18 protein-coding genes and 2 tRNA genes are annotated in these 23107 nt (G+C 71.0%); 8 read left to right on the top strand and 12 right to left on the bottom strand.

Features of this window, described 5'->3' with window-relative positions; all coding sequences use genetic code 11:
- Nucleotides 1–78 precede the first annotated feature (78 nt).
- Nucleotides 79–534 carry an ATP-binding protein gene (locus OG598_RS31790; RefSeq protein WP_328655493.1) on the top strand — a complete coding sequence of 152 codons (456 nt, stop codon included), beginning with the start codon at nucleotides 79–81 and terminating at the stop codon, nucleotides 532–534.
- Between the two features lie 271 nt (nucleotides 535–805).
- On the opposite strand, the gene OG598_RS31785 is transcribed toward OG598_RS31790, so the two are convergent.
- Complete coding sequence (locus OG598_RS31785; protein ID WP_328652263.1) at nucleotides 806–1744, bottom strand: ribose-phosphate diphosphokinase; 939 nt, start codon at nucleotides 1742–1744, stop codon at nucleotides 806–808.
- A 101-nt stretch (nucleotides 1745–1845) separates the two neighbouring features.
- On the opposite strand from OG598_RS31785, the gene glpK reads away from it, so the two are divergent.
- A complete protein-coding gene (gene glpK / locus OG598_RS31780; RefSeq protein WP_328652262.1) occupies nucleotides 1846–3330 on the top strand; it encodes a glycerol kinase GlpK in 1485 nt (494 codons plus the stop codon).
- 18 nt (nucleotides 3331–3348) lie between these two features.
- Here glpK and OG598_RS31775 read toward each other — a convergent pair whose 3' ends face one another.
- Nucleotides 3349–4182: a phosphoribosylaminoimidazolesuccinocarboxamide synthase gene (locus OG598_RS31775; protein WP_328652261.1), complete on the bottom strand. Its 834-nt coding sequence runs from the start codon at nucleotides 4180–4182 to the stop codon at nucleotides 3349–3351.
- Between the two features lie 137 nt (nucleotides 4183–4319).
- Here OG598_RS31775 and OG598_RS31770 point away from each other — a divergent pair, with 137 nt between their 5' ends.
- Nucleotides 4320–5639 carry an ABC transporter substrate-binding protein gene (locus OG598_RS31770; protein ID WP_328652260.1) on the top strand — a complete coding sequence of 440 codons (1320 nt, stop codon included), beginning with the start codon at nucleotides 4320–4322 and terminating at the stop codon, nucleotides 5637–5639.
- 59 nt (nucleotides 5640–5698) lie between these two features.
- Here the strand turns inward: OG598_RS31770 and OG598_RS31765 are convergent, their stop codons facing one another.
- Nucleotides 5699–5947: a hypothetical protein gene (locus OG598_RS31765; protein WP_030336617.1), complete on the bottom strand. Its 249-nt coding sequence runs from the start codon at nucleotides 5945–5947 to the stop codon at nucleotides 5699–5701.
- 161 nt (nucleotides 5948–6108) lie between these two features.
- Between OG598_RS31765 and OG598_RS31760 the strand changes: the two genes are divergently transcribed.
- The gene (locus OG598_RS31760) at nucleotides 6109–9882 is read left to right on the top strand and encodes a S8 family serine peptidase (RefSeq protein WP_328652259.1); all 3774 of its coding nucleotides are present in this window, start codon (nucleotides 6109–6111) and stop codon (nucleotides 9880–9882) included.
- A gap of 119 nt (nucleotides 9883–10001) precedes the next feature.
- Here OG598_RS31760 and OG598_RS31755 read toward each other — a convergent pair.
- The 6 genes from OG598_RS31755 to OG598_RS31730 form a co-directional block, all read right to left on the bottom strand.
- Nucleotides 10002–10078: transfer RNA gene (locus OG598_RS31755), tRNA-Met, on the bottom strand.
- A gap of 145 nt (nucleotides 10079–10223) precedes the next feature.
- Nucleotides 10224–10297: transfer RNA gene (locus OG598_RS31750), tRNA-Met, on the bottom strand.
- 88 nt (nucleotides 10298–10385) lie between these two features.
- Nucleotides 10386–11324, bottom strand: coding sequence for a hypothetical protein (locus OG598_RS31745; protein ID WP_328652258.1), 939 nt, complete (start codon nucleotides 11322–11324; stop codon nucleotides 10386–10388).
- The gene (locus tag OG598_RS31740) at nucleotides 11314–11823 is read right to left on the bottom strand and encodes a SigE family RNA polymerase sigma factor (RefSeq protein ID WP_328652257.1); all 510 of its coding nucleotides are present in this window, start codon (nucleotides 11821–11823) and stop codon (nucleotides 11314–11316) included. Before OG598_RS31740 ends, OG598_RS31745 begins: the two co-directional genes overlap by 11 nt.
- 188 nt (nucleotides 11824–12011) lie before the next feature.
- Nucleotides 12012–14996 carry a UPF0182 family membrane protein gene (locus OG598_RS31735; RefSeq protein WP_328652256.1) on the bottom strand — a complete coding sequence of 995 codons (2985 nt, stop codon included), beginning with the start codon at nucleotides 14994–14996 and terminating at the stop codon, nucleotides 12012–12014.
- A gap of 96 nt (nucleotides 14997–15092) precedes the next feature.
- Nucleotides 15093–16106: a YlbL family protein gene (locus OG598_RS31730; RefSeq protein WP_328652255.1), complete on the bottom strand. Its 1014-nt coding sequence runs from the start codon at nucleotides 16104–16106 to the stop codon at nucleotides 15093–15095.
- Between the two features lie 184 nt (nucleotides 16107–16290).
- On the opposite strand from OG598_RS31730, the gene OG598_RS31725 reads away from it, so the two are divergent.
- Entirely contained in the window at nucleotides 16291–17565 is a 1275-nt protein-coding gene (locus OG598_RS31725; protein WP_328655492.1) for a zinc-dependent metalloprotease, read from the top strand.
- Between the two features lie 81 nt (nucleotides 17566–17646).
- Here the strand turns inward: OG598_RS31725 and OG598_RS31720 are convergent, their stop codons facing one another.
- The gene (locus OG598_RS31720; RefSeq protein WP_328652254.1) at nucleotides 17647–18255 is read right to left on the bottom strand and encodes a hypothetical protein; all 609 of its coding nucleotides are present in this window, start codon (nucleotides 18253–18255) and stop codon (nucleotides 17647–17649) included.
- A 230-nt stretch (nucleotides 18256–18485) separates the two neighbouring features.
- Nucleotides 18486–19019: a M48 metallopeptidase family protein gene (locus tag OG598_RS31715; RefSeq protein ID WP_328652253.1), complete on the bottom strand. Its 534-nt coding sequence runs from the start codon at nucleotides 19017–19019 to the stop codon at nucleotides 18486–18488.
- Between the two features lie 513 nt (nucleotides 19020–19532).
- On the opposite strand from OG598_RS31715, the gene OG598_RS31710 reads away from it, so the two are divergent.
- The 3 genes from OG598_RS31710 to OG598_RS31700 all read left to right on the top strand — a co-directional run bounded on the left by OG598_RS31710 (nucleotide 19533) and on the right by OG598_RS31700 (nucleotide 22383).
- On the top strand, nucleotides 19533–19703 hold the full coding sequence (locus tag OG598_RS31710) for a DUF5679 domain-containing protein (RefSeq protein WP_167457767.1): 171 nt from the start codon (nucleotides 19533–19535) through the stop codon (nucleotides 19701–19703).
- Nucleotides 19704–19927: 224 nt separating this feature from the next.
- Nucleotides 19928–21040, top strand: coding sequence for a TOMM precursor leader peptide-binding protein (locus tag OG598_RS31705; RefSeq protein ID WP_328652252.1), 1113 nt, complete (start codon nucleotides 19928–19930; stop codon nucleotides 21038–21040).
- On the top strand, nucleotides 21037–22383 hold the full coding sequence (locus OG598_RS31700) for an ABC1 kinase family protein (RefSeq protein ID WP_328652251.1): 1347 nt from the start codon (nucleotides 21037–21039) through the stop codon (nucleotides 22381–22383). The genes OG598_RS31705 and OG598_RS31700 overlap by 4 nt, the downstream gene beginning before the upstream one ends.
- Nucleotides 22384–22721: 338 nt before the next feature.
- Here OG598_RS31700 and OG598_RS31695 read toward each other — a convergent pair whose 3' ends face one another.
- The gene (locus OG598_RS31695) at nucleotides 22722–23087 is read right to left on the bottom strand and encodes a WhiB family transcriptional regulator (protein ID WP_088950048.1); all 366 of its coding nucleotides are present in this window, start codon (nucleotides 23085–23087) and stop codon (nucleotides 22722–22724) included.
- Between the last annotated feature and the right edge of the window lie 20 nt (nucleotides 23088–23107).

Here is a 23107-nt window from a genome sequence, read left to right as displayed (position 1 = left end):
GCGAGTGCGGTTCGGGAAACCCTGACGTACGGTGGAAAAGCCGCGAAATACTCCGAGATGCGCCGCCGGGACGGGCCCATGACGAACGCAGATCCGCACGCACCGCGTACGGTTGTGCCCATCGAACCTGCCCTCCTGATCGCCGAAGCCTTTGACCAGGCCCAGGTGACCGAGATTCGACACTCGGTCACCTCCTGCGCGCATGCCTCGGGTCTCAGCGGCCAACGGCTGGACGACTTCGTGCTCGCGATCAATGAATTGATCACCAACGCGGTGCGACACGGCGGCGGGCGCGGCTGGCTGCGGCTCTGGCACGAGTCGGGTGTGCTGGTCTGCGAGGTCGCCGATCACGGGCACGGGATCAGCCCGCAACGGCTGGGCGACCGCACTCGGCCGGCCCCGGACACCGCCGGCGGCTGGGGCCTCTGGCTGGCCCGCGAGCTGACCGACGCGATGGAGGTCGTCACCGGCACCGCCGGCACCACCGTCCGCATCACGACGGGCCTCACCACCCAAAACCACACCCCGCGCTAACCCCCGCCGAGCCCCGCCCGCCCCGCCGAGCCCCGCCCCGCCCCGCCTCGCCTCGCCTCGCCTCGCCTCGCCTCGCCAGTCGATCATGAAGTCGTGGTGGGCGACAGCTCCACATGCGCCCCTTATGCGAGGCACCACAACTCCATGATCGACGCAGGTCAGCCCAGGCGTTCCGGCGATCTTGCGGTTTCGGCTGTCGGGATGAGCGGAAAATCCCTTATGTCGCGACAGAAACCGCAAGATCGCGCGGGGTGAGGGGCGCGGGGGCGGGTCAGGCGAAGAGGGCGGAAACGGATTCTCCGTTGTGGATCCGGCGCGTCGCCTCGGCCAGGGCGGGGGCCACCGACAGGACCTGCAACTTGGGGACCCGCTTGGCGTCCGGGATGGGCACCGTGTTGGTGCAGACGATCTCCAGGACGCCGTCCTGGTCGCTGAGCCGCTGCAACGCGTCGCCGGAGAAGAGGCCGTGCGTGCAGGCGAGCCGGATCGACCGGACCTTCAGGCCGCGCAGATGCTCCATCAGCTCGACCACGGTGCTGCCCTTGGCGATCTCGTCGTCCAGCACTATGACATCCCGGTCTGCCACGTCGCCGATCACCGCGCTGATCTTGACCAGGTCGTCGCTGAACCGCTGCTTCGCCCCGGCCGCGACCGGCGTGCCGAGCAACCGGGCGAAGGCCGCGGCCTCCTTGGCGTTGCCCAGGTCGGGCGAGACCACCACTGTGTTGCTGAGGTCGTAGCGCCGGAAGTGGGTGGCCAGCTCCCGCAGCGCGTGCAGGTGATCCACCGGGACGCTGAAGAAGCCGTGCACCTGCGGCGAGTGCAGGGTCATGGCGAGCACCCGGTCCGCCCCGGCCGAGGTGAGCAGGTCAGCGACGAGCCGCGCGCCGATCGAGATCCGTGGCGCGTCCTTCTTGTCCGACCGGGCGTACGCGTAGTGCGGCAGCACCACGGTGATCCGACCGGCGGAGGCGCCCCGGGCGGCGTCGATCATCAGCAGCAGCTCGACCAGGTGCTCCTGCACCGGCGGCACCAACGGCTGGATCAGGAAGACGTCCCGCTCCCGGCAGTTGGCCTGCAACTGGACTTCCAGACAGTCGTTCGCAAACCGGGAGACCCGCACTGGGTGCAGCGGCACCCCCAGGTGGGCGCAGATCTCGGCAGCCAGGTCGGGATGGGCGGTTCCACTGAAAACTGCGATGTCGCGCACGTTCGCACATCGTAGGGGAAGCGGACGGCCGCCGACGGCGGCGGGCCGGAACCCGCCGTGACGCCTGTCGCGCCGCGCCGCCGTCCGGGTACGGTGCTGCGGTGACCCCCCAGTACGTCGCCGCCATCGATCAGGGCACCACCTCCTCGCGGTGCATCGTCTTCGACCGGGCCGGGGACATCGTCGCCGTGGCCCAGCGTGAGCACCGGCAGATCTTCCCCCGACCGGGGTGGGTGGAGCACGACGCCGAGGAGATCTGGGACAACGTCGAGCAGGTGGTCGCCGAGGCGCTGCGGGCCGCCGGCACCGACGCGTCAGGGCTGGCCGCAGTCGGCATCACCAACCAGCGGGAGACCACAGTCGTCTGGGACCGGGCCACCGGCCGCCCGGTGGCCAACGCCATAGTCTGGCAGGACACCCGGACCGGGCCGCTGCTGCGCGAGCTTGCGACGGCGTACGGCGAGGAGCGGTTCCGGGCCCGCACCGGCCTGCCGCTGGCCACCTACTTCGCCGGGCCGAAGCTGCGCTGGCTGCTCGACGAGGTCGACGGCCTCCGTGAGCGCGCCGAGCGCGGCGAGGTGCTCTTCGGCACCATGGACAGCTGGCTGATCTGGAAGCTGACCGGCGAGCACGTCACCGACGTGACAAACGCCAGCCGGACCATGCTGATGGACCTCACGACCCTGGACTGGGCCCCGGAGCTGCTGGACGCGATGGGTGTTCCGGCGGCGATGCTGCCGGAGATCCGCTGCTCTGCCGAGGTGTACGGCACGGCCGGCGGGGTGCTCGCCGGGGTGCCGGTGGCCAGTGCGCTCGGCGACCAGCAGGCCGCCCTGTTCGGGCAGACCTGCTTCCAGCCGGGTGAGGCGAAGTGCACCTACGGCACCGGCAGTTTCCTGCTGCTCAACACGGGCGCCAGCCCGGTCCCGTCGACGCACGGCCTGCTCACCACAGTCGCCTACCGGATCAAGGACCAACCGCCGGCGTACGCCCTCGAAGGCGCCATCGCGGTCACCGGCTCGCTGGTGCAGTGGCTGCGGGACAACCTCGGGCTGATCTCCACGGCCGCCGAGGTGGAGGAGTTGGCACGCACAGTTGACGACAACGGCGGCTGCTACGTGGTTCCGGCGTTCTCGGGGCTGTTCGCCCCGCATTGGCGCAGTGACGCCCGCGGGGTGATCGCGGGCCTGACCGGCTACATCACCAAGGGGCACCTGGCGCGGGCGGTGCTGGAGGCGTCGGCGTGGCAGACCCGCGAGGTGGTCGACGCGATGAACGCCGACTCGGATGTGGCGCTGCGCCGTCTCCGGGTGGACGGCGGGATGACCGCGAACGGCCTGCTCATGCAGTTCCTCGCCGATGTGCTCGACGTGCCGGTGGTCCGTTCCCGGATCACCGAGACCACCTGCCTGGGCGCCGCGTACGCAGCCGGTCTGGCGGTCGGCTTCTGGCCGGACCTGGCCACCCTGCGGGCGCAGTGGCGCTCCGACGCGCAGTGGGAGCCGGCCATGGCCACGGACCTGCGCGAGCAGGAGCTGCGCCAGTGGCGCAAGGCAGTGCAGCGCACCCTCGACTGGGTGGAGTGAGCGCCGGCCCGCGGTCACTCACTCCCAGCGGTTGCCGGTGAGCTTCTCGTAGACGTCGATGTAGCGCGCCCGGGTCGCCTCGACCACCTCGGCCGGCATGTCCGGGGCGGGGGCCTGCTTGTTCCAGCCGCTGCCGGTGGCCCAGTCCCGCACGTACTGCTTGTCGTAGGAGAACTGCACCCGGCCCGGCTGGTACGACTCGGCCGGCCAGAACCGCGACGAGTCGGAGGTGAGCAGCTCGTCGGCGAGGACCAGGGTGCCGTCCGGCGCCCAACCCAGCTCGAGCTTGGTGTCGGCGACCAGGATGCCCCGGTCGGCGGCCAGCTCGGCGCCGCGCCGGTAGACGTCGAGGGTGATCTGCCGGAGCCGCTCGGCGGTGGCCTGACCCACCTTGTCCACCACGTCGTCGTACGTGATGGGTTCGTCGTGCTCGCCCATCGGCGCCTTGCTCGACGGGGTGAAGATCGGCTCGGGCAGGATCGACGCCTCGCCGAGCCCTCGCGGCAGTGGTACACCGGAGACCGCGCCGGTCTGCTCGTACTCCCGCAGGCCGCCGCCGGTCAGGTAGCCGCGAGCGACGCACTCGACCGGGAGCATGTTCAGCCGCTGGCAGCGGATGGCCCGCCCGGCGAACTCGGCGGGCACGTCGGTGGCCGAGATGACATGGTTCGGCACGATGTCGGCGAGCTGCTCGAACCACCAGAGCGAGAGCGCGGTGAGCAGGCGACCCTTGTCCGGGATCGGCGTCGGCAGCGCCACGTCGTAGATCGAGATGCGATCCGAGGCCACCAGGATCAGGTCGTCGCCGTCGGCGTAGATGTCCCGAACCTTGCCTGAGTGCAGAAGTTCCACGCGCCCTAGTACACCATGTGACATCGGAGCGGCCGAGTCGACCACCTCGCCGAGGGTGACCGGACGGACGTTGACACCTTCGTGCGCTGCCTGCGTGAATGGTCCGACCGCCACCCCCGTAGGTCCAGGAGAGCACCGTGCCCGTTGTTCGACCCCCGCTCGACCGCCTCGGCGCCGACCCGGGCCGGCGCCGACTGCTCAGCGCGCTGCTCGGCGCACCTCTGCTCGCGTCCGGTGGGCTGGCGGGGTGCAGCGACGGCGCGGCCACGTCGACCCAGGACGGGCCCGTCGAGCTGTCGGTCTTCTGGTGGGGTGGCACCAAGCGGGCCGAGCTCACCGAGAAGGCCCTGCGGCTCTACTCGGATCGCAACCCCCGGGTCACCTTCCGGGTCACCTGGCAGGGCGCCGACGGCTACTACGACCGGCTGGCCACCCAGGCGGGCGGCGGGAACGTACCGGACCTGATCCAGATCGACGACTCCATGCTGACCGAGTACACCCAACGTCAGGTCATCCTCGACCTCACCGACCACCACCTGGATCTTCGGGGCCTGCCGGAGGGTCTGATCCGCTACGGCACTGTGGAGGGGCGGACGATGGCGGTGGCCGCCGGGCAGACCCACGCCGTGGTGGTGTTCAACCGGGACCTGCTGCGGGAGCTGGAGATGCCGGAGCCCCGCGCCGGGATGACCTGGGCCGACTACATTTCCTGGGCCACGCAGGTCACCGAGGCCAGCGACCGCCGGGTGGCCGGCACCATGGACGGGTCGGGCGACTACCGGGCGCTCTGGCTCTGGTTGCGGTCGCAGGGCGGCGAGTTCTACCGGGGCAACCAGCTCGGCTTCGGCGCGGACGAGCTGATCGCGTGGTTCGAGTTGTGGCAGCGGGCCCGCCGGGGCCGGGCCACGCCGAGCGCGGCCCTGGTCGAGCAGGCCGACAGCGGCGAGCCGGCCCGGCAGCTCGTGGTGAACGGGGTGACGGCGGCGTCCTTCGCCTGGTCGCACCAGCTACCGGAGCTGCAACGACTCACCGAGTCCGAGTTGGGCATCGTCGGCCTTCCCGGCCCGACGGGGGCTCAGTGGGCGCGAGCGTCGATGTACTGGGCGGGGTTCCGGGGCACACGCCACCCGGACGCGGTCGCCGACGTGATCAACTTTCTGACCACCAACGGTGAGGTTGGCGCCGTTCTCGGCCACGAGCGTGGGCTGAACGCCAGCGCCGCGGTCCGCCGCTACGCCGAGGGCAGCATCACCGACCCGGCCCAGCGACGTGCCGCCGAGTTCGGCGCCAGCATCGCCGACCTGCTCGGGCCGGCGCCGGCGCCGCCGCCGAAGGGGCACGCCAAGGTGCGCACCCTGCTGGTCACCGCCGCCGAGCGCATCCGTGTCAAGCGCGACGGCACCCGCGAGGCCACCGCGCGCTTCCTGTCCCAGGCCATCGCCGCCCTGGCGGTCTGACCACCGGCGGCCGGCCCCGGAGCCGGCCGCTGGTGACCCGCCGGCGCCTCGGGGCCCGGTCAGCGCGGTGGGCCACCCCGACGGTTGCGCATCAGACGCAACACCAGGAACACGACGATCGCGACCACCACCAGGCAGCAGAGCAGCGGAAGCACCCCGAAGCCACTGCGGCCTCGCCGCCGGGCGGCCTCCACCACGAGCTCGCCGGTGCCCGTGGACGCCCAGGCCGCGACGGGCACGAACACCGCCAGCACGACGGCACCGAAGACCGCGCTCAGGCGGCCCCACCACTTTCCGAATGAAGACATGTGCCCATCCTCGCCGAAGGGCGCAACCTCGGCACGTCGGTCCACGCCGAATCACGGGACCGGATGGTCCGGAAGCTTCCGGCCGGGCGCAACGCGCTCGCAACGTCCCGGCAAAGATGATGATCTTTACATGAATCTCTCGAGGTGATCGGATTCGCCTCATGCTCAACTCTGTAGACAGTGCGCGGATCTCTCGCACCCGAAGATCTGCGGCGGCAGCGGTCGGCGTCACCCTCGTCGCCGCTCTCCTCACCCCCACGGCGGCGCACGGCGCCCCACCGCCCACACCGCCGCCGACGAGACCCGCTCCGAGCGGCAACGCGGATCGCACACCCGTCACTGTCACGCTGATCACCGGCGACCGGGTGACGGTGACCCCGGGCGTCCACGGCGCAACCGGATCGGTGGATGTCGAGCGCGCCCCGGGCGCCACCGGCTCCGTACGCGTCTCCACTGAGGGCCGGGACACCTACGTGTACCCGGACGAGGCGTTGCCGTACCTCGCCACCGGTCGACTCGACAAGCAACTGTTCGACGTCACCCAGCTCGTCGCCCAGGGCTACGACGACGCGCGGGCCGCCGAACTCCCCCTGATCGTCACCCGCACGACGAGTGCGGCGAAGCTCAGGACCGGCACCACGCTGCCCGGCGCGCAGACCACGCTGGAGCTTCCGTCCGTCCGAGGTGAGGCGATCCGCACCCGTCGATCGCAGGCCGCGGACTTCTGGTCGGCCCTCACCAATGGACAGTCGCCGACCGGCCGCAGCGCTGCCACCCCGGCACCCTCCTTCGCGGCCGGGGTCGACAAGGTGTGGCTCGACGGCAAGGCGAAGGCCACCCTGGCCGACACCACCGCCCAGATCGGCGCGCCCGCTGCGTGGGCCGCGGGTGGCACCGGCAGCGGTGTCCGGGTCGCCGTCCTGGACAGCGGGGTGGACACCACCCACCCGGATCTCGCCGACCAGGTGGTGGCCTCCCGGAGCTTCATCCCCGGCCAGGACGTGATCGACCGGAACGGGCACGGCACCCACACCGCCTCCACCGTCGCTGGTACGGGCGCCGCCTCCGGCGGCAAGGAACGGGGCGTCGCCCCCGACGCCGACCTGGTGATCGGCAAGGTCCTCGACGAGTACGGCAGCGGGTCCATCTCGGGGATCATCGCGGGCATGGAGTGGGCGGTACGGTCCGAGCACGCCAAAGTGATCAACATGAGCCTCGGCGTGAGCGCCTGGCACACCCAGGACGACCCACTGAGCCAGGCCGTCAACCAGCTGACCGCCGAGACGGGTGCGCTGTTCGTCGTGGCCGCCGGGAACAGCGGACCAGACCCGTACACCCTCGGCGCGCCGGGCACCGCGGACGCCGCGCTGACCATCGGCGCGGTGGACACCTCCGACCACCTGGCGGGCTTCTCCAGCGTCGGGCCCCGGATGAACGACGAGGCCCTCAAGCCCGACATGACCGCTCCCGGGGTGGACGTGCTGGCGGCGCGCTCGCAGCACATCCCCTGGGGTGAGGGCTACTACTACACCGACAGTGGCACCTCGATGGCAGCGCCGCACGTCGCCGGGGCCGCCGCCCTGCTGGTGCAGAAGCACCCGACCTGGAGCGCGCGGCAGATCAAGGACGCGCTGATGAGCACCAGCGTCCGCACGCCCGACTACGACGCCTACCAGGCCGGTAGCGGTCGGTTGAACGTCGCCGCCGCCTACCACCAGGACCAGGTCGTCGCGTCCGGGTCGGTGGACGCCGGACTCGTCGGCTGGGGCACCGCACCACAGCCGATCAGGCGGACGATCACCTACACCAACACCACTGACAGCCCGATCGCGGTGGAGCTCTCCGTCGACCACGGCACCGCCCCCGCGCAGACGTTCACGGCAACCGCCGACCGCGTCACGGTGCCCGCCCGGGCCAGCGCGACAGTCGACGTCGTGGTGGCCCCGGCCGGCCTCACCGCCGGCAGGTACTCCGCCCAGGTCACGGCCCGCTTCGCCGGCGGCGAGGTGCACACGGCCGTCGGGGTCGCCGTCGAGTCCAAGAAGTACGACCTCACCATCCGCCTGAAGGACCGCTCCGGCCTGCCCATGAGCGGCGAGGTGGAGGTCGTCAACGCCGAGACCGGCTCCGCCTTCATGTGGGTGCCGGACGGAAAGCTCACCGCCCGCCTGGCGCCCGGCTCCTACACCGTCGTCACGGCGACGGACGTGGAGGGGCTGCACGGGCCCCGCTCCCTCGGGCTCGCGATGCTGACCGCTCCCGAGGTCGACCTGACGACCAACCGGGTCGTGGAACTCGACGCCGCGCGGGCCCGCCAGGTGAAGGTGGCGACACCCCAGCCGACCGCCGTCGTGAACAGCAGAATCGACGTCTACCGCTCCTTCACCTCGAGCGAGCCGACACCCACCGACTGGAGCGCCCTCCGCGAGACGTTCTGGCCGGGCACCGCCTACGACAGCCTGTGGGCCCTGCCGACCACCGACAAGGTGCGGAAGGGCAGCTTCGTCTTCACCACCCGGATCCGCGCCGAGCAGACGCCGCTGTCAATCAGCTACCAGGGAAGGCACCTGAGCGACCCGCTCGCGCAGCCCGGGTCCCCGCCGCTGCCCGACGGCACCTCGCGCCTGGACGCCGTCTTCGCGGGAATCGGCGGCGACGCCGACTACGCCGGCCTCTCCGCCCGCGGCAAGGCAGTGGTCGTCCGCGGCGACGACTCGGTGGCCCCCACGGACCAGGCGGCGGCGGCGCACACCGCCGGTGCCGCGATGCTCGTCGTGGTCAACGACCGCGCGGGTCGTAAGAGCGACTGGTACGGCAACCCCGACGCCGCGACGACCGGACCGATCCCGGTGGCCTCGGTGACCACTGACGAGGGCGAGGCGTTGATCCAGAAGATCACCGCCGCGGGCCGCAGCCCGCTACGACTGGTGGTGGTCGCCCACCCCAGGGCGAAGTACCTGTACGACCTGGTCGACTACCACATCGGCGGGGTGCCGAAGGACCCGTCCGCCAAGACCGACCCGCGCAACCTCGCCCGGATCGATCTCACCTTCTCCCCGCCCCCGGGGAAGCAGTCCAGCGAGACCCGGATGGACTTCCCGCCGTACGAGTACGCGGCGGCACGGCCGTTCCCGTTCGAGCCGGTCGCGCCGGGGCCGCGTACCGACTGGGTCTCCGCGGGTGGCGGCATCAAGTGGATGCAGTACGCCGACGTCGCCGACTGGGCGCGGTCCAACACGGAGGCCATCGCGTACCGGCCGGGCAGCGTCCAGAAGGATCGCTGGTTCGGGCCCATCACCCGGCCGCGGCTGCTCAGCACCGAGATCCCGTTCCGTGGCGAGACCGCCATGAGCGCCTACATCCAGGGATTCGGCGACGCGGGCGCCGCCCACAGCGGCGGGGCCAGCATGTCGCAGATCGCCACGTTCTATCAGGGCGACAAGCAGCTCACCCAGTTCGACGGCTGGCCGGAGGTCGGCGCGGGTGACCTGTCCCCGGAGAAGCTGCCGTACCGCCTGGTCGTCGAGACCACTGGCAAGCCCGAGTTCAGCCCGTACTCGACCGCCACGCACACCGAGTGGAGCTTCGTCTCCGGCGGCAGCACCGAGGTGCAGGCCATCCCGCTGGTCCAGCTGGACTACGGAACGGACGTGGACGTCGCGGGTCGGACGAAGCGCCGAACCGACTTCTCGATCACGCCCGTGGTGGTGGGCAGCACCGCGGCTCGGGACGCCGTCTCGTCACTCCAGCTGGAGATCTCCTACGACGACGGGGCGACCTGGCAGCGGCAGGACCTGCGGGAGAAGAAGGGCACCTGGCAGGCGTCGCTGAACGCGCCGCACCGGGCCGACTTCGTGTCGATCCGGGTCACCGCCAAGCAGCGCAACGGTGGCGGTGTCACCCAGACCGTCACCCGGGCCTTCGGCCTGCGGTAGAACCCGCCGGGGGTCGGCGCCGACGAGGTGCCGGCCCCTCCGGGGGCCCTCGTTCCTGACATCGGCACCAAACAAGTCCGGCCCCCACACTGTGGGGGCCGGACTCGTATCACTTTCAGTGGTAGCGGGGACAGGATTTGAACCTGCGACCTCTGGGTTATGAGCCCAGCGAGCTACCGAGCTGCTCCACCCCGCGTCGACTGGTTAAGACTAACTCACCCGTTCCGGGCAATGATCAGCGGGGTCACCAACCGCTGCGGGCGCCCGTACTCGACGATGCCCGACGTGCCGGACAATGCCGAAAGCCCGCCCCGGCGTTTCCCAGGACGGGCTTTCTCTCGTAGCGGGGACAGGATTTGAACCTGCGACCTCTGGGTTATGAGCCCAGCGAGCTACCGAGCTGCTCCACCCCGCGTCGGCTCGATAACCGTAGCGCACCGACCCGGGACACCGCAAAGCGACGCCGATACCGCACTCGCCGACACCCCTGACCTGGGCCGTTGTCAGTCGAGCCAGTTCTCGATCGCCGCGACCGCCCGTCGACTGTCGGCATCGACCTGGGACCGAGCGGCCGCCGTGTGCTCCCAACCCTGCTCCCAGAGCACCGTCACCACGTCGCCGACCCGGACCGCCCGGACCAGCCGAACCTCCTCCGTACCCGGCTCGTCCATCCCGTCCGGCATCGGGGCCCGCATCTCGAACAGCACCGACTCGTCCCCGTACACCCCCGAGGTCAACAGCCGCTGCCGCCACGTCCTGTTGTCGTCGGACAGCTTCTGGTCGGGGCAGCCGCGCACCGCCTGCCGCAGCTCCCGCAACGCGTCGTCGGCCCGGCCGGCCCGGTAGATGGTGATGGTGTGCCGGTAGCTGCCGTCCGGGACGTGCCCCGTCGGCGTCTCCGGCAACTTGTAGGCCAGGTAGCGGCCACGGCGTTGGACCATTGCCGAGTCGCTGGACAGGCGCGTCCCACACAGCGTCGGCAGTGCCGGACCCTCCCCCGAGGATTCCAGTCCGGTCCGATTCGGGGCCGCCAGCACGAAGAAGGCGCGGTCCGGGATCGAGGTGGGCGGCCGAGGTGCCGCCGGTCCGGTGGCCGGCTGCGACGGCGTACCACTCGGCGTGGTCCGCGACGGCGGCGCGGACGAGGGTGTCGACACCGGAGTCGGCGTGGGTGACGGCGGGAAGGTCGCCGGCGCCCCGGTCGGCAGCGGGCCAGGGGTGTCGGCAGGCGGCGGCAGCGGTGCGGAGCCGTCCGCCGGGTACGCCAGTCGGCCACCGACGGCAACCCCGCCCACGAGCAGCGCCACCGCGAGCGTCGAACCGGCTACCCGGGCTCGGGCCCGCCGGTCGGCGAACCGCCGAAGTGACTCGGGACGGGTCAGCTCGTGCCCGTCCGCGACGGTGCTGAGCGACCGGTACAGGTCAGAGAGTTCAACTGACATCGTTCGCCTCCAACTCCACGGCGCTGAGGTCGGGCAGCAGCGCGGCCAGCCGGGACCGACCTCGGGACAGCCAGGACTTCACGGTGCCGACCGGGACGTCGGTCTCCCGGGCGATCTCCTCGACGGACATGTCGAAGAGGTAGTGCAGGGCCAGCGCCTGCCGGTGCGTGGCGGGCAACTGCCGGAGCGCTCCGACCAAGAGCACCCCGTCCTCGCTGGGCGGGGGTGCGACCGCCGGTGGTCCGGAACGGCTCAGCACCACCCGCCAACGGTGCAGGCGCCGCCAGCGGTCAGTGGCCAGCCGGGCCACCACGAGTCGCAGCCACGCCTCCGGCGCCGGATGCGACGACAGTCGCCCCCACTGCCGCCAGGCCCGGGTGTACGCCTCCTGCACCAGGTCCTGCGCCTCACTGTGGTCGCCAGCGACCGCATAGCCGTACCGCAGCGTCCGCCGGGCGGTGCTGCGGTAGAAGTCATCGAAGCTCTGCGCGTCCCGCACGACTGTTCCCCCTCGTCCCCACCCCGTTGCATTGAGGACGGCGGACCGGCGTCGCAGGTTGCGGCGGTGGAGGGTGCTGTCGGTGACGTGACAGATACGCACAGATCAGGACAACGGCCGAGCCCCCGCCGTTCGGACCTGATGCGGTCCGAGCGACGGGGGCTCGGGAGAAACTGTGCGGTGGCGGGTCAGCCTCCGGCACTCGGGCTGGCACCCGGCGCACCAGCGGCCTGCTGCGCCTGCTGGAACGCGGTGAGCGCCTCGTCGAGGGCCTTCAGCGCACGCCCGTACCGCTCGAAGTCGCCCGACGTCTGCGCGGCCCGGACCTCGGTGATAGCGGTCTGCACCCGATCCGCGGCGGCAGCCAGGTCACCGGTCGGCGGTGGGGTGCCGGGGCTCGGGGTCGCCGTCGGCGCTGGCGTCGCCGTGCCCGAAGGCGTCGGCGTGGGCGTCGTCGGGTTGCCCCCGGTCGTCGGCGGCGGCGACGTGCCCTGCCCGGCCTTCTTGCCCTGCTCGACCAACTGCTTGATGCCGTCGTTGATGTTGTCGGCGAGCGCCACGAAGGAGCCGCCGTCACCGTACGAGAGCAGCACCTTCTGCAACAGCGGGTACGCGTCCTGCTGGTTGCTCTTCACGTAGACCGGCTCCACGTAGAGCATGCCGTCGGCGAAGGGCAACGAGAGCAGGTTGCCGTACTGCACCTGCGCCTGGTTGCTGGAGAGCAGGTTGAGCTGCTGACGGATGTTCGCGTTGTTCGTCATCTGCTGGTGCACCTGCACCGGGCCGGAGATCCGGGTCTGGTCCGGCAACTCCAGCACCTCCAGCCGGGGCTTCCCCTCGACGTACGACCCGGAGATCAGCGCGGCGAGGTTCTGCCGGCCGTTCGGGGTGACCGCCGAGGTGAGCTGGAACCGGGGGCTCTCCTGCCCGGGGAACTGGGTGAACAGGTAGTACGGAGGCTGCTTCTGGCCGCTGTCCGGGGCGTCCGGCACGTTGGGCACCTGCCAGAAGTCCTGTGCGGAGTAGAAGTCACCCGGGTTGGTCACGTGGAACTTGGTGAGCAGATTGCGCTGCACCTTGAACATGTCCGCCGGGTAGCGCAGGTGCTCGGTCAGCTCGACCGGGATTTCCGCCTTCGGCAGCACCAGGTCACCGCCGAACGCCTTGTTCCACGCCTTGAGCACCGGGTCGGTGTCGTCGTACTCGTAGAGCTTCACAGTGCCGTCGTACGCGTCGACGGTTGCCTTCACCGAGTTGCGCATGTAGTTGACGTCTTCGCGGGCCAGCTGGAAGGTGCCCCGGTTGGTCAACTCGTCGGTGGTCTCGGTCTGCAGGTTGACCCTCTCCGCGTACGGGTAGGAGGCCGCCGTGGTGTAGCCGTCCACGATCCACTGCACCCGACCGTCGACCACCGCCGGGTACGGGTCGCCGTCCAGGGTGAGGAACGGCGCTACCTTCTCCACCCGGTCGCGCGGGTTGCGCACGTAGAGCAGCTTGGAGTCCTTGTTGACCGCCTCGGAGAGCAGGAAGTTCGACTCCTGCTCCTTGATGGCGTACAGCAGTCGCCGGGTGAAGGAGCCGATCTCCACACCGCCCTCACCCGTGTAGGTGTAGGACTCGCCGCCGCCCTCACCGACCGGCCTGTCGAACTCGGCCTTCTTGTTCGGGTCGGACTGCCCGACGATGGCGTAGTCGTCGGCCGCCATCCGCTCGCCGTAGTAGATGCGCGGCTGCTTGGCCGGGATCTGCTCGGTCTGCGAGGAGCAGGCCTCCTGGGTCTTCTCGCCGAGGAAGCCGGAGACGAAGAACGGCTGCCCGCCGCAGACCACCTGGTTGGCCGGGGCGGCCACCAGCCCGTACCCGTGGGTGTAGACGGTGTGCCTGTTGATCCAGGTGTTCTGCTGGTCGGTCAGCTCGCCGTAGTTGATCTCGCGGACGCCGACCACGTAGTCGGAGACCTTGCCGTTCACCCCGTACCGGTCGATGTCCAGCTTCGGACCGAAGTCGTAGAAGCCACGCACCTGCTGGAGCTGGGTGTACGTCTCGCTGACCAGTTGCGGGTCGAGCAGCCGCACGTTCGACACCACCGAGGTGTCGGTGGCCAGGTTCCCCGGTGGGGTGAGGTTGTTCGCCGCGTACGGGGTCGTCTCGGTGGCCCCCAACCCGAACGCCGCCCGCGTCGCGTCGATGCTGCGCTGGATGTACGGCGCTTCCTTGTCCTTGGCGCTCGGCTTGACCTCGAAGGTCTGCACCGCCCAGGGGTAGATGCCGCCGATGGCCACCGCGGACACGCCGAGCAGCGCCAGCGAGATCCCCGGCCAGACCAGGTTCCGCATCCAGGCGTTGGAGAACACGAGGATCGCGATCGCCACCACGATCGAGATGTAGGCGAGGATCTCCTTCGCCGGCAGCAACGCGTTGACGTCGGCGTAGCCGGCGCCGTACAACTTGGCGCCCTCGTTGTACTCCAGCAGCATTGCCCGCCGGTCCAACACGTACGCGATCGCCTTCAACAGCACGAAGACCGCGACCAGGGTGCTCAGGTGCGCGCGGGCCGCGTTGCTCATCCGGTCGCCGACGCCCTGCAGGCGGACCCCGCCGAAGAGGTAGTGCACCGCCAGCGCGCCGATCACGGCCAGCACCACAGCGGTGAAGGCGACCCCGAGCAGGTAACGCCAGAACGGCAGTTGGAAGACGTAGAAGCCGATGTCGACCCCGAACTCCGGGTCCTTGATGCCGAAGTCACCGCCGTTGCGGAAGAGCAGCCACTGGTTCCACCGGTTCTGCGCGGAGAGACCGGCGAAGAGCCCGACCCCAGCGGCGGCCAGCGAGATCCAGGTGCCGAGACGCGGACTGAGCACCATCCGGTAGCGCTCCAGGGTCGCCTGCTCCACCGAGTGCGGACGCATTCGCGGGCGCAACCGGTAGGCCAGCCACAGATTGCCGCCGACGATCAGCGCCATGCCGAGGCCGACGGCGAGGAAGAGCACCAGCCGGGTGAGCAGGACACCGGTGAAGACCTCGGTGTAGCGGACCTCGTCGAACCAGAGCCAGTCGGTCCACGCCTGGACACCCCAGCCGAGCAGGGTGAAGAGCACGAACACCCCGACCAGGACCGCGATGGTGACGCGCCCGCGCCGGCTCATCCTCGGGAGGGGGCTGCTGCTACGCATGACCACTGTTGGCTCCGCACGCTCGATATGATCGGCTCCGACCAGGCACCCAGAGTACGGGGTGTTCCTGAGCGTGTCGGGGCACGGTCACACCGGTCAGCAACGCGTCGGCTGACCACCCGCGCGCAACGTCTCCAGAGCGGTCATCGCCTCGTCCAACGAGCCCACCCGCAACAGCGGCAGATCGGGCTGCGGGTTGCGGACCGCCTCCGCGCAGTTGTCCGCCGGCACCAGGAAGACCTTCGCCCCGGCGCGCTTGGCGCCGACGAGCTTCTGGGCGATCCCGCCGATCGGGCCGACGACGCCCTCGTCGTCGATGGTGCCGGTGCCGGCGATGACCTTGCCGCCGGTGAGGTCGGCCGGGGTCAACTTGTCAACGATCCCCAGGGCGAACATCAGACCGGCGCTCGGCCCACCGATGTCCCCCAGGTCGATGCCGAGCGTGAACGGGTGCGGCTGCTGCTGATCGATCTCGACACCGATCCGCGGTCGGCCGTCCTGCTCCTGACTGGTCACCGTCGCGGTGGCCGGCACGCTGTCCCGGGTGTAGCCGATGGTCAACGCCGTGCCCGCCGGCTTGGCCCGGACCAGCTCGGTGACCTTCGCCGCCACCGGCACCGGCTGGCCGTCGACCGAGGTGATCACGTCGCCGGCCTTCAGCGCCCCGGCCGCCGGGCCGTCCCCGGCCACCGTCTTGACGACCACCTGCACCGGAAAGCCCAACTCCCGCAGCGCGGCGGTCTCCGCGCTGGTCTGCGACGCCTTGAAGTCCTCGGCGTTGCGCTGCTCGACCTGCTCCGTCGACTCACCCGGCGGGTAGACCAGCTCACGCGGCACCACCGCCTCGTCGTCGGAGAACCAGCCGGCGATCGCCCCCCGCAACCGCACGGTGGGCTGCACCCCCACCGTGGTCAGCCGCAACTGGCCGGCCGAGGTCGAGGTCTCCCGACCGGAGACCTGGATGACCTCCTTGCCGTCGGTCGTACCGAGGGTGTTGACAGTCGGCCCTGGGCCCAGCACAACGTACGGAATCGGCACCCGGAGCACCCCGATGCTCAGCAGGGCGGTGAACAGGGCACCGAGCAGGACCGTCAGGCCACGACGTCTCATGCCGCAGAGCGTACCGACCGGCCGTGGGTCACCCGCCGGATGCGCCGCGCGACTTCGCCCTCAGCGCAACGCCAGCGGCGGCTACCTGGGGCGCGGTCCGCGTACCGTAGATGTCGTGCCTGATATTCCGTTCGGTTTCGCGCTTCCGGGTGGGCAGCCACCAGACCCCAACGATCCCGCGCAGATGCAGCAGTTCATGTCGCAGTTGCAGCACCTGCTCTCCGCGCCGGGCAGCGGGCCGGTCAACTGGGACCTGGCCCGGCAGGTAGCAGCCAGCCAGCTCGCGGCCGCCGGTGACCCGGCGGTGTCGATGTACGAGCGCAACGCGGTCGAGGAGGCGCTGCGCCTCGCCGACCTGTGGTTGGAGCCCGCCTCGGCGTGGCCCTCCGGCATCCAGAACCCCGTTGCGTGGAACCGCAACGAGTGGATCTTCAAGACGCTGGACGTGTGGCGCAAGCTGTGCGACCCCGTCGCCAGCCGGATGGTCGGTGCGATGGGCGACCTGGTGCCACCCGAGGCGCGCGCCCAGCTCGGCCCGATGCAGTCGATGGTGGCCTCCCTCGGTGGCGCGCTCTTCGGCGGTCAGCTGGGCCAGGCCCTCGGCTCGCTCGCCGCGGAGGTGCTCTCCGCCGGCGACATCGGGCTGCCGCTCGGCCCGGCCGGCACGGCCGCGCTGATCCCGGCCAACATCCGGGCGTACGGCGAGGGCCTGGAGCTGCCCGAGGACGAGGTCCGCCTCTACGTGGCGCTGCGCGAGGCCGCCCACCAGCGGCTGTTCCAGCACGTCCCGTGGCTGCGTGGGCACGTTCTCAGCGCGGTCGAGATGTACGCCTCCGGCATCCGGGTCAACCGGGAGGCGATCGAGGAGGCGATGGGCAGGGTCGACCCGACCGACCCCGAGTCGATGCAGGCGATCGCCCTCGAGGGCATCTTCACCCCGGAGGACACTCCGGCGCAGAAGGCCTCACTGGCCCGCCTGGAGACCGCACTCGCCCTGGTCGAGGGCTGGGTGTGCCACGTCGTCGACAGCGCCGCCAGCGACCGGCTGCCCAACGTCGTCCGGCTGGGCGAGGCGTTCCGCCGCCGCCGGGCCGCAGGCGGTCCCGCCGAGCAGACCTTCGCCGCGCTGGTCGGTCTGGAACTGCGCCCCCGCCGACTGCGCGAGGCCGCGGCGCTCTGGGCCGCGCTCACGCAGCACCGTGGCATCGAGGGCCGCGACGCCGTCTGGGGCCACCCGGACCTGCTCCCGTCGGACGACGACTTCGCCGACCCGGTCGCCTTCGCGATGAACGACATGGACCTCAGCGAGCTGGACAGCTTCGACTTCACCGCCCCCAGCGGGGTGGAGGAGACGGCCCCCGGCCAGTCGGATCAGTCCGGTCCGTCGGGGCAGTCCGGTCCGTCGGGGCAGTCGGGTCAGCCCGACGAGACCGACGGCGAGGGCGACACCAAGTCCTGACGTCCGCGCTTCGACGGCCTGCGCCCCGGGTGCCCGCAGATCGACAGCGGGCACCCGGGCGCGTTCGTCAGGTGCGTCGATTCAGGTGGGTCGGCCCGATCCGGAGAGCAGGGCGCGGGTCGCTTCCCAACCCTCGAAGGCCGGGTCCAGCGTGGCCAGGTCAGCCGGGCCGCGCAGTCGTCGCCAGCCGGTGGTGACCGCCACGTCACCCGGGCGCGGGGCGTTGCCGCGCGCCTCGGCCGGCGTCGCCGTGTCCAGCTCCAGCGTCGGCAGCCAGTCCGGCGCGGGCAGTCGTACCGCGACCCCGAGCAGACCCGGGCCGCCGCCCTCGACCGGGGCCACCGCGACCGGCCGGCTGGTGAGTGGGCGGAGCAGCTTGCCGACGGTCAGGGCGGGCAGGTCAGGCACGTCACTGACCAGCACTGCCGCTTGGTCGTACCCCTCGAGCGCGGCGAACACGGCGTTCGGCGTCGGCTCGGCCACCTCGTACACCGCCGTACCGGGCCACACCAGCGCATCGGCCAGGGCCCGGTCGGCCGGGGTCACCGCGACCGCGACCTCCACCTCGTTGAGCGTGGCGAACAGGTCGATGACGTCTTCCGCGAGCGCCGCTCGCCACTGCGCCAGGTCGACGCCGGGCGGCGACCAGTGCACCGGCCCGAGCAACGCCACCACCACCCGTCGCGCCATCCCCCGACCCTAGCGCCCCACCCCACGCAGCCACCCCACCCGCCCCGACCCACCTGCCTGAGGCCGACCAACCCGACCACCCACCTGCCTCAGGCCGTCCTGGACGGACTCGACGGCATGATCGACTCGGCTTCATTGAAGTCGCGGTGTCCCGGCGGCGTGGACAGCGCGGTATTCAGGAAGGCGAGTCGATCTCGGCGCGCGGCGCCCAGCGGCTCAGGGCGTGTGGATCAGGTGGGGAGCGGTGCGCAGGAGGAGGCGGCGGCGACCCCTTCGAGGTAGCCGCGGGCCCGTTCCGCCTTGGGGTAGCGAGCGACCAACGCCCAGAACCGGGCGTTGTGGCTCGGCACGATGAGGTGCGCCAACTCGTGCAGCAACACGTAGTCGATCACCCATTCGGGCATCTCCTGGACGCGGTGCGAGATTCGGATGCTGCGGTCCGCCGGCGTGCAGGAGCCCCACCGGCCATTCTGGTTGGTGACCCATCGGACGCTGGCCGGCACCGCCTTCGTGGCGTATCCGGGGAGGTAGAGGTCGATGAGCCGATTGGCACGGGCCAGCAGCTCGGCGTCGGACCGGGCGAGGCGCCCCTCCCGGGCGGCGAGCCGGGCGAGCATCCGGTCGACCCACTCGCTCTCCTCGGCACGGGAGAACTGGTCGGGGATGAGGACGACCACTCGCTCACCGTCACGGTACGCGGACACCGTGCGTCGTCGACGCTGACTGCGCCGCACCTCGACGACCGGCTTGCGCGTCCCCGCCATCACTGGCCCGCGCAGCCTCGACTACGTGTCACGAAGGCAAGCTAATGCCCACTGACCAGGGGTCCGCAAGAGTCAACCGCGCGACACGCGCCCGGAAAATGGTGATTGGTCGCCAGCCGTCCCGAAAATTTCTTGACCGCGGCGTCATCGCGCCATCTCGTCACCCTTGGTGAACGCTGATGGCACCGGTACGTGGCCCGTCTCCACCGTAGGTGATCACCGCCCCGGATGCCGCCGCGGGGGCACTCGCACGGGTGGCTGTCAGGGTTTGGTCGGCGTGTCCCCGCCAAACTGACTTATCCGACCTATTTCGCCATGCACACTCTCGACGTCGACTTGCTCACAGTGTCGATGCACAGCTGACATGGAACTGCCCAGACCTGGGTAGGGTCCGCGGACCAGCGGTCACGAAGGTGGCCGCGGAGTGAGACCCAGCGCCGGCGCCCCGTGTGGCCCGCCGCCGGGCACCCCGCCGGAACGGCATTGACCGGCGGACGAGACGAGGAGGGCACCGTGGCCGACCAGGCCCAGACGACCTACAACGGTTACTGCGTGAAGTGCAAGGAGAAGCGGGACTTCGAGGGGCACGTCGAGGTCTCGAAGACCGGAATGAACATGGCCAAGGGCAAGTGTCCGGTATGCGGTACAACAGTGAACCGCATCCTGGGCAAGGCCAAGGTCTGACCCGAACGGGTGAACGGGGGTGGGGTGGCCGGGTGGCCACCCCACCCCCGGTTGCCGAATCGGGAGCGCGTGCCACCGCTGCGGTAGCCCCTGTCGGGTGGCCGACAACAGGCGCGAGGGGCTGTGGAAAACCCGTCAAATCCTGTGGATAGCGCTGGACAGCGGCTTGACCGCCTGTGGACAACGATCGACTGAACGCGAAGACGTGGTCACGATTCGTGACCATGAGCCGCACCGTACTGCCCCGCCCCACCCTGCTGCCTGGTCTCAACCGACTCTGGCGGGACCGGCACACCCTCCAACTCGGCGTCGGCCCTGGGCCGGCCGCCCTCCTGGAGTTGGCCAACCCCCGCGCCGCCCACCTGCTCGACCTGCTCGACGGCACCCGCAGCGAGCGGACCGTGCTGATCCAGGCGGCGTCCGCCCAGATCAGCGCCGACGACGCGCGTACCCTGCTCGACACCCTGCGGGCCGCCGGCCTGTTGGTGCCCGCGCACAGCCTGATCCCCCGCGACCTGACCGGCCCGGTCCGCTCCCGGCTCGCGGCGGAGGCGGGCGCGCTGGCCCTGGCCGCCGCCCGGCTGCCCGGCACCCCCGCGCAGGTCCTGCGGAGGCGGCGGGCGGCCCGCGTCCTGCTCACCGGCGCCGGGGCACTCGGCGGGCCGCTGACCGTGGCGTTGGCCCAGTCCGGCGTGGGGCAGGTTAGTCCCCAGCTCAGCGGCTCGGTACGCCCCGTCGACCTGATCGGCACGGGCATCCCCGCAGCCGAACTGGGTCGGCCGCTCGCACCGGCGGTGCGGGCTGCCGTCGACCGCGTCGCACCGGGCACCGGCACCCGTCCGAGCCGCGCGGGGCGGATCGACCTGGTGATCCAGCTCGGCACGGACCGGCCTCCGGCGCTGCTCGCCGCCGGTCTCGCCCAGCGCCGGCAGCCGCACCTGCTGGTCACACTGCGCGAAGGCGTACCGGTGATCGGGCCGTTGGTCCGCCCACCCGCCGGGCCCTGCCTGCACTGTGTCGAGCTGCACCGGGCCGACCGCGACCCGGACTGGCCCCGGCTCGCCGCGCAACTCGCCGCAGCCGACCCGGTGGCCGCCGCAACGGCCGGCACGCTGCTCGTCGCCTGCGGGTACGCCCTGGGTGAGGCGCTGACGCAGCTCGACGGCGGCCAGCCGGAGACGCTCGGCGGTGCCATGGAGATCACCGTTGCCGGCCGTTTCCGTCGTCGGGGTTGGCCGCCACACCCGGCGTGTGGGTGCTCGCGAGGCCGAGTGTCCGCACCAGCCCGGCCGCAGAGCAGCAGCGGGGCCCTCCGGTCGGTAACAATGACCGGGTGACCGACATCCCGCGCCGCGCCGTGTCCCGCACCGCCAAGCTCGCCGCCCTGCCGCTCGGCTTCGCCGGCCGGACCGTTCTCGGGATGGGAAAGCGCGTCACCGGGCTGGCCTCCGACGTGATCTCCGCGGAGATCCAGCAGCGCACCGCCGAGCAGCTGTTCAGCGTGCTGGGCCAGCTCAAGGGCGGGGCGATGAAGTTCGGCCAGGCGCTGTCGGTCTTCGAGGCCGCGTTGCCGGAGGAGATCGCCGCGCCCTACCGGCAGGCGCTGACGAAGTTGCAGGAGGCGGCGCCACCGCTGCCGGTCGCCAGCGTGCACAAGGTGCTGGCCGAGCAGCTCGGCCCCGACTGGCGGGACCTGTTCGTCGAGTTCAACGACGTCCCGGCCGCCGCGGCCAGCATCGGCCAGGTGCACCGGGCGCGCTGGCGCGAGCCGGGCTTCGACGAGTCGGGCGAACCGAACAGCCGTGACGTGGCGGTCAAGATCCAGTATCCGGGGGCCGGTGACGCCCTGCTCGCCGACCTCAAGCAGCTCTCCCGCCTGGGCGGAATGTTCCGGGCCATCCAGCCCGGCCTGGACGTCAAGCCACTCCTGGCCGAGCTGCGCGAACGGATCACCGAGGAGTTGGACTACGAGTTGGAGGCCGAGTCGCAGCGCACCTTCGCCGCCGCGTACGCCGACGACCCGGAGATCTTCATCCCGGAAGTGGTAAACGCCTCGCCCAGGGTGCTGGTCACCGAATGGGTGACGGGCACCCCGCTGGCCGACATCATCCGCGAGGGCACCGAGGAGGAGCGGGACGAGGCCGGTCGGTTGATGGCCACGCTGCACCTCTCCGCGCCGCAGCGGGCCGGGCTGCTGCACGCCGACCCGCACCCGGGAAACTTCCGGCTACTGCCGGACGGTCGACTCGGGGTGATCGACTTCGGTGCGGTGGCCCGGATGCCGGAGGGCACCCCGGAGCCGATCGGTCGTATCGCCGCGATGGCCCTGCGCGGCGACGCCGACGAGGTCGTGGCGGGGCTACGGTCGGAGGGGTTCATCGGCTCGGCCGAGGAGATCGACGCCGAGGGAGTGCTCGACTTCATCCGCCCCATGCTGGAGCCCATCGCGGCGGACGGTTTCCGGTTCACCCGGGCCTGGCTACGGGCCGAGGCGGGGCGACTGGCCAGCCCCCGCTCCCCCACGTACCAGCTGAGCAAGCGCCTCAACCTGCCACCGTCGTACCTGCTGATCCACCGGGTGACGCTCGGGTCGATCGGGGTGCTCTGCCAGTTGGAGGCGAAGGCCCCCTACCGGAGCATCCTGGAGCGCTGGCTGCCCGGCTTCGCCCCGGTCGCCTGACCGTCGAGCCCCGGGCGGCTGACCACGCCGAGGCCGGGCGGCTGACCACATGGGGAAGGGCGGGTGCCGGTCGGCACCCGCCCTTCTGCGTGGGGTGGTACTAGAGAACACCCAGGTCGCGAGCCGCCTGGTTGCGGCCGGTCATGGCGACGGTACGGGCGGATCGGGTTGCCTCAGTGCTCGTGGTGGTACGACCGGCCTGAGGCCGGCGCATTCGAGCCCGGGTCAACGCTTCGTGGAGTAGTTGCATCTCGAAGGCTCCACTCGGAACGTTCAACATCGTTTTCTCACTCACTGCCGGTGTGCCACCGGCGTAGTTGGAACGGGTCGGGAACACGTCAGGCTGCCAGCCGGACCGCGCCACGCACCTCGGACAGCCCACTGGCCGCCAGGCGCGCCTCGGCCTCGACCCGAAGCTCGGCGTCACGGGCGACGTCCTCCTTACGCGGACGGCCACGGGGCCGCTTACGCGGGACAACCGCGCCACGCTCGAAGATCTCGCCGCCCCAGACGCCCCACGGCTCCGCTCGCTCAACGGCTCCGGCCAGGCATTCGACACGCAGCGGGCAGTCCCCGCAGAGTGACTTGGCCAGCTCGAGCTCGGTGGGCGAGTCGGAGAACCACAGGTCGGGGTCGAACTTCCGGCAGGGCAGGTTCGCCTCCATCTCGATGCTCATGTCGAGGGGGGCCAACGCCAGACTCATCTCCCGGTCACCTCTCTCTC

The sequence above is a fragment of the Micromonospora sp. NBC_00330 genome (genome assembly GCF_036136635.1).
In the GTDB taxonomy this organism is placed as follows: domain Bacteria; phylum Actinomycetota; class Actinomycetes; order Mycobacteriales; family Micromonosporaceae; genus Micromonospora; species Micromonospora salmantinae.
The sequence above is the reverse complement of the archived record's forward strand: the minus strand, read 5'-3'. Positions and strand labels throughout refer to the sequence as shown.

What these genes read in the sequence shown, in the direction of transcription:
- OG598_RS31790 (WP_328655493.1), top strand. Translation starts at nt 79, where the DNA reads ATGACGAACGCAGATCCGCACGCACCGCGTACGGTTGTGCCCATCGAA.
- OG598_RS31705 (WP_328652252.1), top strand. Translation starts at nt 19,928, where the DNA reads ATGAGCCGCACCGTACTGCCCCGCCCCACCCTGCTGCCTGGTCTCAAC.
- OG598_RS31730 (WP_328652255.1), bottom strand. Translation starts at nt 16,106, where the DNA reads ATGAGACGTCGTGGCCTGACGGTCCTGCTCGGTGCCCTGTTCACCGCC.
- OG598_RS31765 (WP_030336617.1), bottom strand. Translation starts at nt 5,947, where the DNA reads ATGTCTTCATTCGGAAAGTGGTGGGGCCGCCTGAGCGCGGTCTTCGGT.
- OG598_RS31720 (WP_328652254.1), bottom strand. Translation starts at nt 18,255, where the DNA reads ATGGCGCGACGGGTGGTGGTGGCGTTGCTCGGGCCGGTGCACTGGTCG.
- OG598_RS31745 (WP_328652258.1), bottom strand. Translation starts at nt 11,324, where the DNA reads ATGTCAGTTGAACTCTCTGACCTGTACCGGTCGCTCAGCACCGTCGCG.
- OG598_RS31715 (WP_328652253.1), bottom strand. Translation starts at nt 19,019, where the DNA reads ATGGCGGGGACGCGCAAGCCGGTCGTCGAGGTGCGGCGCAGTCAGCGT.
- OG598_RS31725 (WP_328655492.1), top strand. Translation starts at nt 16,291, where the DNA reads ATGCAGCAGTTCATGTCGCAGTTGCAGCACCTGCTCTCCGCGCCGGGC.
- OG598_RS31695 (WP_088950048.1), bottom strand. Translation starts at nt 23,087, where the DNA reads ATGAGTCTGGCGTTGGCCCCCCTCGACATGAGCATCGAGATGGAGGCG.
- OG598_RS31760 (WP_328652259.1), top strand. Translation starts at nt 6,109, where the DNA reads ATGCTCAACTCTGTAGACAGTGCGCGGATCTCTCGCACCCGAAGATCT.
- OG598_RS31735 (WP_328652256.1), bottom strand. Translation starts at nt 14,996, where the DNA reads ATGCGTAGCAGCAGCCCCCTCCCGAGGATGAGCCGGCGCGGGCGCGTC.